The sequence below is a fragment of the Hydrogenophaga sp. T66 genome (assembly GCF_057219855.1).
In genome coordinates, this window is the sequence record NZ_JBXVVX010000001.1 from 559,883 (window position 1) to 575,140 (window position 15,258).

The following is a 15,258-nucleotide window of genomic DNA, read 5'->3' on the forward strand; positions in this document are numbered from 1 at the left end:
CCAGCCCGTCATACAGCCACCCGTATGCCGCCCATGGTCGGGCGCCCATGCCCGCCGACCGTGACCGGGGTTGAATACATGTCCATGTTCGACAAGATCGATCTGCACCTGATCCGCGTGCTGCACACGGTGCTCACCGAGCGCAGCGTGTCGCGCGCGGCGCTGCGCCTGGGCATGCACCAGCCGGCGGTGAGCGCGGCGCTCAAGCGGCTGCGCGAGCTCGCCGGAGACCCGCTGTTGGTGCGCTCCGGGGCCGGCATGGTGCCCACCGTGGCGGCCCTGCGCATGATCGAGCCGGCGGCGGAAATCCTGCGCAGCGCCGAGGTGCTGTTTTCCAACGCCCGCAGCTTCGACCCGGCCACCGCCCGCCACAGCTTCAGCCTGGCCGCCAGCGACTACCTGGACCCGCTGTTCCTGCCGCAGCTGGTCATCCACCTCAAGGCCGCGGCTCCGCTGGCCAGCATTGACATCCACCCGCTCTCCCGCGACGCCGACTACCGCCAGCTGCTGGCCGACGGCACGGTGGACGTGGTGATCGGCAACTGGGCCGAGCCGCCCGGCGAGCTGCACCTGGCGCGTCTGTTCGGCGACGAGGTGGTCTGCCTCGTGTCGCAGCAGCACCCGGCGGTGCGCCGCGGCTGGGACGTGGCCGCCTGGCTCGGCGCCGAACACATCGCACCCATGCCCACCCACCCCGGCGCCCGCGGGTTCATCGACGAGCACCTCGCCCGCCAGGGGCTGACCCGCCAGATCGTCGCCCGTTGCCCGCATTTCGGGCTGATCCCGGCCATGGTGGCCGGCAGCCTGCTGGTGCTCACCACCGGGCGCCAGTACGCCGAGCGCTTCACCACCAGCCTGCCGGTGGCGGTGTTGCCCTGCCCGGTGAACTTTCCGCGCATGATGTACTACCAACTCTGGCACGAACGCACCCACGCCGCGAGCGCCGCGCGCTGGCTGCGCGACCAGATCAAGCACGTGGCCGCCGCGCTGCGCCGACCCGACGAAGCCCCCCGAGAGGCCGCATGACCGCACCCCCACCGCCGCCCCGCCTGGAGCTGGCCGGCATCACCAAACGCTACCCCGGCGTGGTAGCAAACGACCGCATTGACCTGCGCGTGCTGCCCGGCGAGATCCACGCCGTGCTCGGCGAAAACGGCGCCGGCAAGTCCACGCTGATGAAGATCATCTATGGCGCGGTGGCCCCCGACGAGGGCCGCGTGGTCTTCAACGGCCAGCCGGTGCAGGTGCGCAACCCGCAGGCCGCCCGCGCGCTGGGCATCAGCATGGTGTTCCAGCATTTCAGCTTGTTCGACACGCTCAGCGTGGCCGAGAACGTGTGGCTCGGCCTGGACCGCGCGCTCAGCCTGCCGGAGGTGACCGCCCGCATCGCCGAGAAGGCCCGCGCGTACGGTCTGGACATCGACCCGCAGCGCCCGGTGCACACCCTGTCGGTCGGCGAGATGCAGCGGGTGGAGATCATCCGTGCGCTGCTGGCCCAGCCGCAGCTGCTGATCCTGGACGAGCCGACCTCGGTGCTCACGCCGCAGGCGGTGGAGCGCCTGTTCGTGGTGTTGCGCCAGCTCGCGGCCGAGGGCTGCAGCATCCTCTACATCAGCCACAAGCTGCACGAAATCCGCGCGCTGTGCAGCGCCTGCACGGTGTTGCGCGGCGGCCGCGTCACCGGCGTGTGCGACCCGCGCGAGGAGAGCAACGCGTCGCTGTCGCGCCTGATGATCGGCGCGGAGCCGCCCGCGCTGGGCGAACGCCATGGCGAGCCGGGCGCCGCGGTGCTGGAGGTGCAGGGCCTGAGCCTGCGCAGCGCCGATCCCTTCGGCACCGACCTGGCCCACGTGGCGCTGCAGGTGCGCGCCGGCGAGGTGGTCGGGATCGCCGGCGTCTCGGGCAACGGTCAGGCCGAGCTGCTGATGGCGTTGTCCGGCGAGGACACGCGGGCGCCGGTGGGCAGCGTGCGCCTGGGCGGGCAGGACGTGGCGCGCCTGGGCCCTGGCGCGCGGCGCGCGCGCGGGCTGCATTTCGTGCCGGAGGAGCGGCTGGGCCGCGGCGCGGTGCCCACGCTGTCGCTCGCCCACAACCTGCTGCTGTCGCGCCGCGACGCGGTCGGGCCGCTGGGCTGGCTCCACCTGGGCCGGCTGCGCACGCAGGCGGCCGAGATCATCGCGCGCTACCAGGTCAAGGCCAACGGGCCGGAGGCCCCGGCGCGATCCCTGTCGGGCGGCAACCTGCAGAAATTCATCGTCGGCCGCGAGATCGAGGGCCTGCGCGCCCACAGCGAGTCCACGCGCGCGCCGGCCTTGCTGATCGTCAGCCAGCCGACCTGGGGCGTGGACGTCGGCGCCGCCGCCCAGATCCGCGGCCAGATCCTGGCGCTGCGCGACGCGGGCTGCGCGGTGCTGGTGGTGAGTGAAGAGCTCGAAGAACTGTTCGACCTGAGCGACCGGCTGCACGTGATCGCCAAAGGCCGGCTGTCGCCGGCGCTGCCCCGGGCCGAGGCCACGGTGGAGCGGATCGGCGAGTGGATGTCGGGCCTGTGGCCGCAGGCCGCGCAGGAGGTGGGTCATGTGGCGGCTTGAAGTGCGCGCCCAGCCCTCCCGGGCCTGGAGCCTGGCCTCGCCGCTGCTGGCGCTGGCGCTGACGGTCGTGATCGGCGTGTGTCTGTTCATCGCACTCGACAAGGACCCGGTGCGCGGCTTGCAGGTCTTCTTCTGGGAGCCGATCAAGAGTCCGTACGCGCTGTCTGAGCTGATGGTCAAGGCCACGCCGCTGCTGATCATCGCCCTGGGCCTGTCGGTGTGCTTCCGCTCCAACGTGTGGAACATCGGCGCCGAGGGGCAGTACGTCATCGGCGCGGTGTTCGCCACCGCGGTGGCGCTGCAGGCCGGGCCCGACACCTCGCGCGGCATCGTGGTCGCCGTGCTGGCCGCGGGCATGCTCGGCGGGCTGCTGTGGGCCGGCATCACGGCGCTGCTGCGCGACCGGTTCAACGCGAACGAGATCCTCGTCAGCCTGATGCTGGTCTACGTGGCGGTGCAGGTGCTCAACTTCCTGGTCTACGGGCCGTGGAAAGACCCGATGGGCTACAACTTCCCCCAGACCAAGACCTTCGAGCGGGTGACGCAGATGCCCCGCCTGCTCGACGGCTCGCGGGTGAACATCGGGCTGGTGCTGGCGCTGATCGGCGTGGTGGGCGTGTGGCTGTTCCTCTTCCGCACCCGCGCCGGCTACGCCCAGATCGTCGGGGGCCTGGCGCCGGCGGCGGCGCGCTACGCCGGCTTTTCGTCGCGCCGCGCGCTGTGGACGGCCTTGCTGGTGTCGGGCGCGGCGGCCGGGCTGGCCGGCGCGCTGGAAGTGGCCGGGCCGATCGGCCAGCTCACGCCCTACGTGCCGGCGGGTTACGGCTTTGCCGCGATCATCGTGGCCTTCGTCGGGCGTCTGCACCCCGTGGGCATCGTGTTCTCGGCCATCCTGATGAGCATGTTCTACATCGGCGGCGAGCTCGCGCAATCGCGTCTGGGCCTGCCCAAGTCAATCACCGGGGTGTTCCAGGGGCTGCTGCTGTTCTGCCTGCTGGCCTGTGACACCCTCATCGCCTATCGCCTGACGCGGAGCAAGAAGTGATGGAGTCCTACGCGCTGCTCATCGCTGCCACGCTGAACGCGGGCACCGTGCTGGCCATCGCCTCGCTGGGGCTGCTGATCAACGAAAAGGCCGGCATCGTCAACCTCGGCGCCGAGGGCATGATGCTGTGCGCCGCGCTGGCGGGTTTCGCCGCCGTGGTGCACACCGGCAGTCACACCCTCGGCTTTGCCGCCGGCATGCTGGCCGGCGCCACCATGGCCGGGGTCTTCGGTCTGCTGGTGATCTGGCTCAACACCAACCAGTACGCCACCGGCCTGGCGCTGAGCCTCTTCGGCGCCGGTTTCTCGGCTTTCGCCGGCACCGGTTATGTGCAGGAAAAGCTCCCGGAGAACACCGTGTTCTCCATTCCGGTGCTGGCCGATGTCCCGTTTCTGGGCGCCGCCCTGTTCCGCCACCACCCGATGGTCTACGCCTGCGTGGCGCTGGCGCTCGGGCTGATCTGGTTCCTCTACCGCACCCGCGCGGGGCTGGTGCTGCGCAGCGTGGGCGAGAGCCCAGAGTCGGCCCACGCGCTGGGCTACGGCGTGCGCCGCATCCGCTGGCTGGCGGTGGTGGCCGGCGGGGCGCTGTGCGGTCTGGCGGGCGCGTATGTCTCCACCATCTACACGCCGCTGTGGGTCGAAGGCATGATCGCCGGCAAGGGCTGGATCGCCCTGGCGCTCACCACCTTCGCCACCTGGCGGCCGGCCCGCGTGCTGTTGGGCGCCTATTTGTTCGGCGGCGTCACCATGGTCCAGTTCCACCTGCAGGGGATCGGTGTCAACGTGCCCAGCCAGTTCCTGACCATGCTGCCCTACCTGGCGACCATCGTGGTGCTGGTGCTGATCTCCCGCAACCCGACCTGGATCCGCGTCAACATGCCCGGCTCACTGGGAAAGCCGTTTTACCCGGGCGCATAATTTGCATGCTGGTTCAGGTACCCTGCTCCGCAGGGTGAAAACCGTCGGCGGAGCGCCTTTCTCCATCACCCATCCCATTCATACGAGGAACCCATGACCGATCTGAGCAAACGTTCGCTGATCAAGGTGGCCGCGCTGACCGCGCTGGCCAGCGCCACCCTGATCGGCTGCGGCAAAAAAGAGGAAGCCGCGCCCGCCCCGGCGCCAGCGCCGGCCGCCGCCCCCGCCCCGGCCAAGCCCGAGCCGCTGAAGATCGCGTTTGCCTACGTCGGCCCGGTCGGCGACGGCGGCTGGACCTTCGCCCACGACAACGGCCGCAAGGCCATCGAGAAGGAGTTCGGCGACCGGGTGGTCACCTCCTTCGTGGAGAGCGTGCCGGAGAGCGCCGACGCCGAGCGTGTGATCCGCGACATGGCCAGCCAGGGCAACAAGCTGATCTTCGGCACCACCTTCGGCTACATGGAGCCGATGCTCAAGGTCGCGGCCGACTTCAAGGACGTGAAGTTCGAGCACGCCACCGGCTACAAGGGCGCCGAGAACATGCGCACCTACGACAGCCGCACCTACGAAGGCGCGTACATGGCGGGCGTGATCGCCGGCGCGATGACGAAGACCAACACGCTGGGTGTGGTGGCCTCGATCCCCATCCCCGAAGTGATCCGCAACATCAACAGCTTCACCATGGGCGCGCAGTCGGTGAACCCGAAGATCAAGACCAAGGTGGTCTGGATCAACAGCTGGTTCGACCCGCCGAAGGAAACCGAAGCCGCCACCTCGCTGCTCAACGGCGGCGCTGACGTGCTGTTCCAGAACACCGACTCGTCGGCCGTGCTGCAGACCGCCGAGAAGGCCGGCAAGCGCGCCTTCGGCTGGGACTCCGACATGACCGCCTACGGCCCGAAGGCCCACCTCGGTTCGGCCATCATCAACTGGGCGCCGTACTACATCAAGGCCACCAAGGACGCCCTGGAAGGCACCTGGACCGGCAACAGCGGCGTGTGGTGGGGCCACAAAGACGGCGCCATCGACCTGGTCTCCATCGCCGACGACGTGCCGGCCGACATCAAGGCCAAGGTCGAGAAGATCAAGGCTGGCCTGAAGGACGGCAGCTTCCACCCCTGGACCGGCCCGATCGTCGACCAGAGCGGCAAGGAAGTGCTGGCCAAAGGCCAGGTCGCCGACGACAAGTTCCTGGGCGGCGTGAAGTTCTATGTCAAGGGCGTCGAAGGCAAAGTCCCGCAGTGATCGGCTGCTGCGCGGGCGCCATGCGTCGTTGGGCGGTGCTCGGAATCCTCACGTACAGGGAGTACGTTCCGGTTCCTGCGCGCCGTCCGCCTAGCCTGGCACCCGCTCGCGACGCCTCCGACCGTTGGCGTTCATCCAAGCTGCCTCCGGGCAGCTTTTCTTTTGGGCGGACATGATCGAGCAACAACTCTGGCACCCCGTGGTCGCGTCGCGCGCGCTGCGCGACGGGCCGCTGGCCGTGTCGCTGCTGGACCGGGCGCTGGTGCTGTGGCGCGATCACACGGTGGTCCATGCCTGGGCGGACCGCTGCCCGCACCGTGGGGCCCAGCTCTCGCTGGGCCGGGTGCTCACGGGGGTGCACGGCGCGCGGCTGGAGTGCCCGTACCACGGCTGGCAGTTCGGCGGGCAGGGCGCCCCCGGGCGGTGTCTGCACGTGCCGGCTGCGCCGGACTTCGTGCCCCCGGCCGGCCACGCGGCGACCCGGTTCGAGGCACAGGAGCGCCACGGGCTGGTCTGGGTGCGGCTGGCTGCACCGGGCGATGCGGTGCCGGCCCTGCTGCACGAGCCGCCGGCCTTCGATGCCGCGGCCGATCCGGCGTGGCGCTCGGTGCTGTGCGGCCCCTACGCGGTGGCGACCAGCGCGCCGCGGCTGGTCGAAAACTTCCTCGACCTCAGCCACTTCGGGTTCGTGCACGACGGCTGGCTCGGTCACCGCGGCCACGCGCAGGTGCAGGGTGGCCGGGTGGACGAAGGGCCGCACGGGGTGACGGTGGCCGGCGCGCAGGCGTGGCAGCCGCGGGCCCACGCCAGTGCCTCCACCGGCGTGCCGGTCGATTACGACTACGCGGTGCCGCATCCCTTCGCCGCGGTGCTCACCAAGCGCGCCGGTGCCGACGATCCGGTGAGCAACGCCATCGCCTTGTTCATCCGGCCCGATGGCGAGGAGGCCTGCACCGCGTGGTTCGCGATGGCCACCCACAACGACCCCGCCAGCGATCAGGCGCTGCGTGACTTCCAGGACGCCGTGTTCGCGCAGGACCGGCCCATCGTCGAATCGCAGCGGCCGCGCGCCTTGCCCATCGGCCGCCTCGGTCCGGTGCGCGAGCTGCACGGGCCGGCGGACCGCGTCAGCGCCGCCTACCGCCGCTACCTGCAGCGCTTGGGGATAGCCCTGGGCACCTGCTGACCGCCGATCCCAATACCCCCGCACCCCCACAACCCCGCACCTGCCCGACCCATCGCCGCCCGGAGCCCCGCCATGACCCCCGCCGCCCTCGCCGCCGCCCTGCCCAAGGCGGAGTTGCACATCCACATCGAAGGCTCGCTGGAGCCCGAACTCATCTTCGCGCTCGCCGAGCGCAACGGGGTCGCACTCCCGTATGCCAGCGTGGAGGCCTTGCGCTCCGCCTACGCATTCACCAACCTGCAGAGTTTTCTCGACATCTACTACGCCGGGGCGAGCGTGCTCCTCCATGAGGACGACTTCGCGGACATGGCCTGGGCCTACTTCCAGCGCGCCCACGCCGACCGGGTGATGCACGCCGAGCTGTTCTTCGACCCGCAGACCCACACGGCGCGCGGCGTGGACATCGGCGTGGTGATTCGCGGCCTGCGGCGCGCGGCCGACCGCGCGCAGACGGAGCTGGGCCTGAGCAGCGCGCTGATCCTGTGTTTCTTGCGCCACCTCAGCGAGGCCGACGCCTTCGCCACGCTGGAAGCGGCGCTGCCGTACCGGGCGCATTTCATCGGGGTGGGGCTCGACTCCAGCGAGGTCGGGCACCCGCCGTCCAAGTTCTCGCGCGTCTTTGCGCGGTGCCGCGCGCTGGGCCTGCGCGTGGTCGCCCACGCGGGCGAGGAGGGGCCGCCGGCCTACGTGTGGGAGGCGCTCAACGACCTCGGCGCCGAGCGCATCGACCACGGTGTCCGGGCGCTGGAAGACCCGGTGCTGGTGGCTGAACTGGCCCGCCGCCGCACGCCCCTGACCGTCTGCCCGCTCTCCAACCTGAAGCTGTGCGTGGTGAACGACCTGCGTGAGCACCCGCTCAAGCGCCTGCTCGACGCCGGCCTGTGCGCCACGGTCAACAGCGACGACCCGGCCTACTTTGGCGGCTACCTCAACGCCAACTTCGTGCAGACGGTGCAGGCGCTGGACCTCTCGCGCGAGCACGTGATCGCGCTGGCCCGCCACAGCGTGGACGCCAGTTTCATTGACCCCGCCCGCCGCGCGGCACTCCACGCGCAGATCGATGCGGTGATCGCGGCTGCGTAGAATCGGGCCTGCGCGCGCCGGTGCTTCCCCGGCGCGCGCTTTTCATTCACCGGAAGCCATGTCGAGGACAACCATGGACAAAAACCTCATGCCCCGGCGCGCCTGGCTGCGCGCCGCGGGAGCCCTGGGCTTGTCGCCCCTGATCCCGACGGCGCATGCCAGCGAACCCCTGAAGGTGGGTTTCGTGTACGTGGCGCCGCTCACCGACGCTGGCTGGGTGCGGCAGCACGAGCTGGGCCGGCAGGCGGTGCAGGCCGCGCTGGGCCCGCGGGTGGAGACCCGTTACGTGGAGAACGTGGCCGAAGGGCCGGACGCCGAGCGTGTGATCCGCGACCTCGCGCGCCAGGGCCACCGCCTGATCTTCACGCCGAGCTTTGGCTACATGGAGCCCACGCTGAAGGTCGCGGCCGAGTTTCCCGATGTGCGCTTCGAAAGCATCACCGGCTACAAGACCGCGCCCAACGTGGCCACGGCCAACGCGCGCTACCACGAGGGCCGCTATCTGGCCGGCGTGGCGGCGGGGCGGATGGCCTCGGTGGCCGGTTACGTCGCCGGCTTCCCCATCCCCGAGGTGATCCAGGGCATCAACGCCTTCACCCTCGGCATGCGCTCGGTCAACCCGCGCGCGCAGGTGCGCGCGGTGTGGCTGGGCGAGTGGTTCAACCCGCCGCGCGAGCGCGACGCGGCGATGGCGCTGATGAACCAGGGCGCCGAGGTGCTGGCTTTCCACACCGGCAGCACCGCGGTGATGGTGGCGGCGCAAGAGCGCGGGCGCCTGGCCGTGGCCTACCACTCCGACATGCGCAACGTGGCACCCGACGCGCAGGTGGCCGCCGTCACCCACCGCTGGGGCGACTACTACACCGCCCGCACGCGCGCCGTGCTCGACGGCACCTGGCGCAGCGGCAGCACCTGGGGTGGCGTGGCCGAGGGCATGATCCGCGTCGAAGGCTTCGGTCGCCGCGTGCCGGAGGCCGTGCGCGACGAGGTGATGGCCCGCCAGGCCGACATGGCCGCGGGTCGTCTGCCGGTGTTCGTGGCGCCGGCCGGCGGTCTGCGCGACAACCGCGGCCGCACCGTGCTGGCCGCCGGCCAGACGCTGGCCGAGCCCGCGCTGCAGACCATGAACTGGCTGGTCGAGGGCGTGCAGGGGTCGGTGGAGCGCTGAAGCGGCGGCACGCATGGGAGCTATCCCGGGCGCGGTATGCCGCGCGGCGCTCGCGCCGCTACAGTGAGGGCATGAACGCCTACCGCGCCGCGCTGCTGCGCTTCGACGACGACGGCCGTCCGCTGTATGACGCGGATGGTCTGCTGGTGACCGGACCCGGCCACGACGGCCGCCCGCTGGTGCGGGCAGCCGGAGCGCACGATGCGCTCATCGACCGGTTCCCGGGCGTGGCCGTGCAGGACTGGCGCGGTCACCTGATCGCACCGGGCTTTGTCGACCTGCACGTGCACTACCCGCAGACCGACATCATCGGCGCGCCGGCCGACGGGCTGCTGCCCTGGCTGGAGACCTACACCTTCCCCCACGAGGCGCGCTTCGCCGACCCGGCGCACGCCCGCGCGGTCGCGGCCTTTTTCTTTGACGAGCTCGAGCGCCACGGCGTGACCACCGCGCTGGCCTTCGCCACCTCGCACCCCGCCTCGGTGGACGCGGCCTTCGAGGAAGCCCACGCGCGCGGCCTGCGATTCATCACCGGCAAGGTGCTGCAGGACCGCCACAGTCCCGACGGCGTGCGCGACCAGACCGAGCAAAGCCTGGCCGACACCGAAGCGCTGATCGCGCGCTGGCACGGCGTGGACCGTCTCGGCTACGCCATCACGCCGCGCTTTGCGCCCACCAGCACCGAGGCGCAGCTGCGCGGGGCGGGCGAGATCGCGGCGCGTCACCCCGGCGTGTGGGTCCAGTCCCACGTGGCCGAAAACCGCGATGAGGTGCGCTGGGTGGCCGAGCTGTTTCCGGGCCACCGGAGCTACCTCGCGGTGTACGAGGCCTTTGGCCTGCTGCGCCCGCGCGCGGTCTACGCCCATTGCATCCATCTCGACGACGAGGACCGCGCCCGCCTGGCCGCCACCGGCACGGCGGCGGCCGTCAGCCCCACCAGCAACCTGTTTCTGGGCAGCGGCTTCTTCGACTTCGTGGCCGCAGCGCGGACGGGCGTGCCCCACGGCCTGGCGAGCGACGTCGGCGGTGGCACCAGTTTTTCGCCCTTCGCCACCATGCTGGCGGCCTACACCGTGGGCCGCGAGGGCCAGACCAAGCCCGGCCTGAGCCTGGCCCCGTCGCGGCTGTGGTGGCTGCACACCGCAGGCGCCGCGCAGGCCCTGGGGCTGGGCGGCACGGTCGGTAATCTCACCCCCGGCCACGAGGCCGACTTTGTCGTGCTCGACCCGCACGCCACGCCGCTGCTGGCACGACGCACGTCGCAGGCGAACAGCCTGGAAGAGCTGCTGTTCGCGCTGATCGTGCTCGGCGACGACCGCGCGGTGGTGCGGACGGTGATCGCGGGGCACTGAGCGTTTCCGGGCCAGCGTTGCTGGCCGCGCAGGCGGGTCGGGAGCGCGTGCTCCGGTCCCGCTCGCCGGTGGCTGCCCGGGGCTGCCCGCGTCGCTTCGTCAACAGCGTGGCTGGTATGCAGGCCCCGTCGCCACCGCGAATCGTCCCTGCGCCCGCGCTCCCGACCCGTCTGCCCGGGTGGCTCCCGCGAGGACGCGCAACAAGAGCCGGACCGGGTTCCGGCGCGCAGGGTCCTCCCACCAGGGCACCCGTGGATCCGGCTCCGCCGGTCCACCGGGTGCGTCCCCCCTCCCAGCGGCGCAGCCGCGCCAGAGAGGGGGGAAGCCGCGCCAGCGGCGCAGGGGGGTGCTACGAATACGTCAACGCCCGCGCCTTCCCCCAGAACACGCGGTACATGAAGATCGTGTAGGCCACGATCACCGGCAGCGTGATCGCGGTGCCGATGAAGATCACGGTGAGCGAGCCGGTGGCGGCCGCGGCTTCCCACACGGTCAGCTGGCCGATCACGATGTCCGGGAAGATGCTGTACGCCAGCCCGAAAAACGCCAGCACAAAGATCAGCACCGTGTTGACAAACACCAGCCAGCCGTAACCGGCGGCCACCACGGCCGGGCGCGTGACCACCCAGCGCACCGCGACGAAGGCCGCCGCGCACATCAGCGGCACCGGCAGCAGCGCAAAGATCTGCGGCACACCGAACCACTTGGCCACCACCGCTTCGTTCACCAGCGGCGTGGCGGCCGAGATGCCCACCAGCGCCACCGCCATCGGCCACAGCGCGCGGCGGGCCCAGAACACGGCTCGCTGCTGCAGCTCGCCCTCGGTTTTCATGATCAACCAGCCAGCGCCCAGCAGCATGTAGGCCGCCGGCAGGGTCAGCGCGATGCCCAGGCTGAAGGCCCAGCCCAGCGCGCTGCGCTCAAAGCCGGTGATGTAGCTGCCCAGCATCCAGCCCTGGGCCATGGTGGCCACCAGCGAGCCGGCGAAGAACGCGCCGTTCCAGAAGGGCTTGTAGGCCAGTGGCGCCTTCACCCGAAAGTCGAAGGCCACGCCGCGCAGGATCAAGCCGATCAGCATCACCGCCACCGGCAGGTACAGCGCCTGCAGCACCATCCCATGCGCCTTGGGGAAGGCCACCAGCAGCACACCCACGCCCAGCACGAGCCAGGTCTCGTTGGCGTCCCAGAACGGGCCGATGCTGCTGATCATGGTGTCTTTCTGCGCGTCGGTGCCCAGCGGCAGCAGCATGCCCACGCCGAGGTCGTAGCCGTCGAGCACCACATAGGCCAGCAGCGCCAGCCCCATCACCGCGAGGAACAGCAGCGGCAGGAATTCAGCCCAGGTCATCGCATGCTCCTCAGACGCCGGCCTTGCCCAGCTCGGCGCCGCTGACCGGCACCGGCGCGTGCTTCACCGGGTTCTCGGCCATGTACTTCAGCACACCGATGTAGGTCACCAGCAGCAGGCCATAGACGATCAGGTAGGCGGTCAGCGTGATGGCCACATAGGGCGGCGGAATCTGCGTGGCCACGTCGGCCGTGCGCAGTGCGCCGTACACCACGAAGGGCTGGCGGCCGATCTCGGTGACGTACCAGCCGGCCAGCGTGGCCACCCAGCCGGAGAAGGCCATGCCCGAGAGCGTCCAGAGCAGCGGCCGGCTCAGGCGCGTTTCGCTGGCGCGGCGCTGCGGCCACAGCCGCCAGGCGGCCCACGCGGCCACCAGCATCATGATCGTGCCCACGCCGACCATCACACGGAACGCGTAGAACACCGGCGCCACCGGCGGGTGCTCGCCCTTGAACTCGTTGATGCCCTTGATCTCGCCGTCCCACTCGTGGGTCAGGATGAGGCTGGCCAGTTTCGGGATCTTGACCGCGAAGTGGGTGGTGCCTTCTTCCTCGTCCGGGATGCCGAACAGGGTCAGCGGCGCGCCGCGCTCGGTTTCCCAGATGCCTTCCATGGCGGCCACCTTGGCGGGCTGGTGTTCCAGCGTGTTCAGGCCATGCAGGTCGCCGGCCAGAAACTGCATCGGCATCACCACCACCGCGGTGAACACAGCGGCGCGCAGCGCCTTGTGTGTGCCCCGCGTGGCGCTGCCCTTGATCAGCTGCCAGGCGCACAGGCCCGCGATCAGGAACGAGGCGGTCAGCGCCGAGGCCAGCAGCTTGTGCGACAGCCGGTAGGGGAAGGAGGGGTTGAAGACGATCGCCAGCCAGTCGGTCGGCATGAACTCGCCGTTGACGATTTCATAGCCCGCGGGCGTCTGCATCCAGGAGTTCAGGCTCAGGATCCAGAAGGCCGACATGGTCGTGCCGAACGCCACCAGCGAGGTCGCGATCAGGTGCACCCGCTCGCTCACCCGGCCGCGGCCAAACAGCATGATGCCCAGAAAGCTCGCCTCCAGGAAAAAGGCCGTGAGCACCTCGTAGCCCAGCAGCGGGCCGGAGATGTTGCCGGTCTTTTCCATGAAGCCCGGCCAGTTGGTGCCGAACTGGAAGCTCATCACGATGCCCGAGACCACGCCCAGCGCGAAGGTCAGCGCGAACACCTTGGTCCAGAAGTAGTAGGCCTCTTCCCAGGCCGGATCGCGCGTCTGCACAAAGCGGATGCGGAAGAACAGCAAAAACCAGCACAACGCAATCGTGATGGTGGGGAACAGGATGTGAAAGCTCACGTTGGCCGCAAACTGGATGCGCGAGAGCAGCAGGGTGTCGAGGTCCATGGCGTCGGTCGTCGAAAGGGAATCAGGCGGCTTTGTCGCTCCGGCTGGCGCTGCTGCGGCCGGTCAGGCGGTCTTTGAGTTCGAGCACCCGCGTCACCGTGGCGCCCATGCCCATGAGTTGCATCGCGGTCTCCGGCGCGAGCTTCTGCACATCGTCAAACCAGGTCATGAGCCGGTCAATCAGGTCGTGCATTTCCTGCATGCGCTGTTGCGCGTGACGCTCGGCGTCGGTCTTGGGGGTTTCCAGCAGCGCGATGCGCAGCATCGACAGCGTGGGCTCGATTTCGCGGCGCCGCCGCTCCTCGGCCAGCACGCGAAAAATCTCCCACACGTCGCTCGGTGCCTCGAAGAACTCGCGCCGGTCGCCGGCGAAATGGCGCAGCCGCACCAGCCGCCAGGCCTGCAGTTCTTTCAGACCCATGCTGACGTTGGAGCGCGAAAACTCCAGCGTTTCAGCGATCTGGTCCGCGCACAGCGGCTCGGGGGACAGATAAAGCAGGGCATAGATCTGCCCCACCGTGCGGTTGATGCCCCACCGGCTGCCCATTTCGCCGAAATGGGCCACGAATTCGCGGTTGAGCGCAGGAAGATGGTCTTGCAGCGGCATGGCGCGCACTGTACCGGAAAGCCTGAATTTTCAGAAATTACTGAAAATTCAGGCTTGGCCTGGGGTTTTCCCGAGCATGCCGTGGGCGTGGTCCCGGTCGCCGTCCGCGCGTCGGAATCGGCCACCGGTCCAGCCCGACCCGGGTCTTGGGTGTTGCCGTGAAACGTCCAGCTACATTGCCGGTCCGATTGTTAATAGGGAATTCTTATGCGCGTTTTTTCTGCCGCGGCCGTCGTGGCGCTGACGTTGGGGACGGTGGGCTGTGCCTCCGTCGTGAACGACACCAGCCATCCGGTCAAGGTCGACACCCAGACGGCCGACGGCCAGCTCGTGTCGGGTGCGGAGTGCAAGCTCACCAACGATTACGGCTCGATCACGCTGAAATCGGGTGACACCTCGCTGGTTCGGCGGTCCAGCAAGGACCTCGACATCGTCTGCCGCCACCCCGACAACCCCGACGCGTCCGCGCGCGCTATCTCGCGAGCCAACGGCGGGATGTTCGGCAACATCATCCTGGGCGGTGGGATCGGGGCCATCATCGACCACAACAAAGGCACGGCCTACACCTACCCCACCTGGATGCAGCTGGTGTTTGGCAAAACCCTGGTGTTCGACCGCTCCGCGGAGAAAGAGGGCACGCCAGCGCTCGGCACGGAACCCGCTGGCGTGGCATCTTCGAAGTGACAACCCTGCGTGGCTGCCCGGGGCAGCCCGTGCCTACAATCCCGGCCCATGAGCATCAAAAGCGACCACTGGATCCGCCGCATGGCCGAGCAGCACGGCCTGATCGAGCCGTTCGAGCCGAAACAGGTCCGGGAGGTCGATGGCCGCCGCGTGATCAGCTTCGGCACCAGCAGCTACGGCTACGACATCCGCTGCGCCCCGGAATTCAAGGTGTTCACCAACATCCACAGCACGGTGGTGGACCCGAAGAACTTCGACGAGAAGAGCTTTGTGGACATCCACAGTGATGTCTGCATCATCCCGCCCAACAGCTTCGCGCTGGCGCGCACGGTCGAGTACTTCCGCATCCCGCGCAACGTGTTGACGATCTGCCTGGGCAAGAGCACCTACGCGCGCTGCGGGATCATCGTCAACGTGACGCCCTTTGAGCCCGAATGGGAAGGCTACGTGACGCTGGAGTTCAGCAACACCACGCCGCTGCCGGCCAAGATCTACGCCGGCGAGGGATGCGCGCAAGTGCTGTTTTTCGAGAGCGACGAGGTCTGCGACGTGTCCTACAAGGACCGTGGCGGCAAGTACCAGGGACAGGTCGGGGTCACGCTGCCCAAGGCCTGATCCGCCCGGCGGGCCGACCTGCCGGCGCCGGGCTTGACC

Annotated in this window: 14 protein-coding genes; 11 read left to right on the forward strand and 3 right to left on the reverse strand. The window is 69.6% G+C overall.

Translation table 11 applies throughout. The annotated features are described in order from the left end of the window. Positions 1–78 precede the first annotated feature (78 nt). The 9 genes from AC2D80_RS02640 (at position 79) to guaD (ending at position 10,590) form a co-directional block, all read left to right on the forward strand. Positions 79–1,026 (forward strand): LysR family transcriptional regulator, encoded by a 948-nt coding sequence (locus tag AC2D80_RS02640; protein WP_484631425.1) that lies wholly within the window; start codon positions 79–81, stop codon positions 1,024–1,026. Further along, positions 1,023–2,591, forward strand: coding sequence for an ABC transporter ATP-binding protein (locus tag AC2D80_RS02645; protein ID WP_484631426.1), 1,569 nt, complete (start codon positions 1,023–1,025; stop codon positions 2,589–2,591). Before AC2D80_RS02640 ends, AC2D80_RS02645 begins: the two co-directional genes overlap by 4 nt. Continuing rightward, a complete protein-coding gene (locus AC2D80_RS02650; RefSeq protein ID WP_484631427.1) occupies positions 2,578–3,636 on the forward strand; it encodes an ABC transporter permease in 1,059 nt (352 codons plus the stop codon). Before AC2D80_RS02645 ends, AC2D80_RS02650 begins: the two co-directional genes overlap by 14 nt. Next, on the forward strand, positions 3,636–4,556 hold the full coding sequence (locus AC2D80_RS02655) for an ABC transporter permease (RefSeq protein WP_484632633.1): 921 nt from the start codon (positions 3,636–3,638) through the stop codon (positions 4,554–4,556). Before AC2D80_RS02650 ends, AC2D80_RS02655 begins: the two co-directional genes overlap by 1 nt. 93 nt (positions 4,557–4,649) lie before the next feature. Beyond that, positions 4,650–5,801, forward strand: coding sequence for a BMP family ABC transporter substrate-binding protein (locus AC2D80_RS02660; RefSeq protein WP_484631428.1), 1,152 nt, complete (start codon positions 4,650–4,652; stop codon positions 5,799–5,801). A gap of 172 nt (positions 5,802–5,973) precedes the next feature. Continuing rightward, positions 5,974–6,987 carry a Rieske 2Fe-2S domain-containing protein gene (locus tag AC2D80_RS02665; RefSeq protein WP_484631429.1) on the forward strand — a complete coding sequence of 338 codons (1,014 nt, stop codon included), beginning with the start codon at positions 5,974–5,976 and terminating at the stop codon, positions 6,985–6,987. A gap of 72 nt (positions 6,988–7,059) precedes the next feature. Continuing rightward, positions 7,060–8,070 (forward strand): adenosine deaminase, encoded by a 1,011-nt coding sequence (locus AC2D80_RS02670; RefSeq protein WP_484631430.1) that lies wholly within the window; start codon positions 7,060–7,062, stop codon positions 8,068–8,070. Positions 8,071–8,143: 73 nt separating this feature from the next. Then, positions 8,144–9,238: a BMP family ABC transporter substrate-binding protein gene (locus AC2D80_RS02675; RefSeq protein WP_484631431.1), complete on the forward strand. Its 1,095-nt coding sequence runs from the start codon at positions 8,144–8,146 to the stop codon at positions 9,236–9,238. 71 nt (positions 9,239–9,309) lie between these two features. Beyond that, entirely contained in the window at positions 9,310–10,590 is a 1,281-nt protein-coding gene (guaD, locus tag AC2D80_RS02680; RefSeq protein ID WP_484631432.1) for a guanine deaminase, read from the forward strand. 349 nt (positions 10,591–10,939) lie between these two features. On the opposite strand, the gene AC2D80_RS02685 is transcribed toward guaD, so the two are convergent. The 3 genes from AC2D80_RS02685 to AC2D80_RS02695 are packed head-to-tail and all read right to left on the reverse strand — an operon-like array spanning position 10,940 to position 13,920. Continuing rightward, positions 10,940–11,938, reverse strand: coding sequence for a cytochrome d ubiquinol oxidase subunit II (locus AC2D80_RS02685; protein ID WP_484631433.1), 999 nt, complete (start codon positions 11,936–11,938; stop codon positions 10,940–10,942). 10 nt (positions 11,939–11,948) lie between these two features. Further along, positions 11,949–13,313 carry a cytochrome ubiquinol oxidase subunit I gene (locus tag AC2D80_RS02690; RefSeq protein WP_484631434.1) on the reverse strand — a complete coding sequence of 455 codons (1,365 nt, stop codon included), beginning with the start codon at positions 13,311–13,313 and terminating at the stop codon, positions 11,949–11,951. Between the two features lie 22 nt (positions 13,314–13,335). Then, entirely contained in the window at positions 13,336–13,920 is a 585-nt protein-coding gene (locus AC2D80_RS02695) for a GbsR/MarR family transcriptional regulator (RefSeq protein WP_484631435.1), read from the reverse strand. 207 nt (positions 13,921–14,127) lie between these two features. Here AC2D80_RS02695 and AC2D80_RS02700 point away from each other — a divergent pair, with 207 nt between their 5' ends. Next, on the forward strand, positions 14,128–14,604 hold the full coding sequence (locus AC2D80_RS02700) for a hypothetical protein (protein ID WP_484631436.1): 477 nt from the start codon (positions 14,128–14,130) through the stop codon (positions 14,602–14,604). A gap of 48 nt (positions 14,605–14,652) precedes the next feature. Further along, positions 14,653–15,219, forward strand: coding sequence for a dCTP deaminase (gene dcd / locus AC2D80_RS02705; protein ID WP_484631437.1), 567 nt, complete (start codon positions 14,653–14,655; stop codon positions 15,217–15,219). The last annotated feature ends 39 nt before the right edge of the window (positions 15,220–15,258 follow it).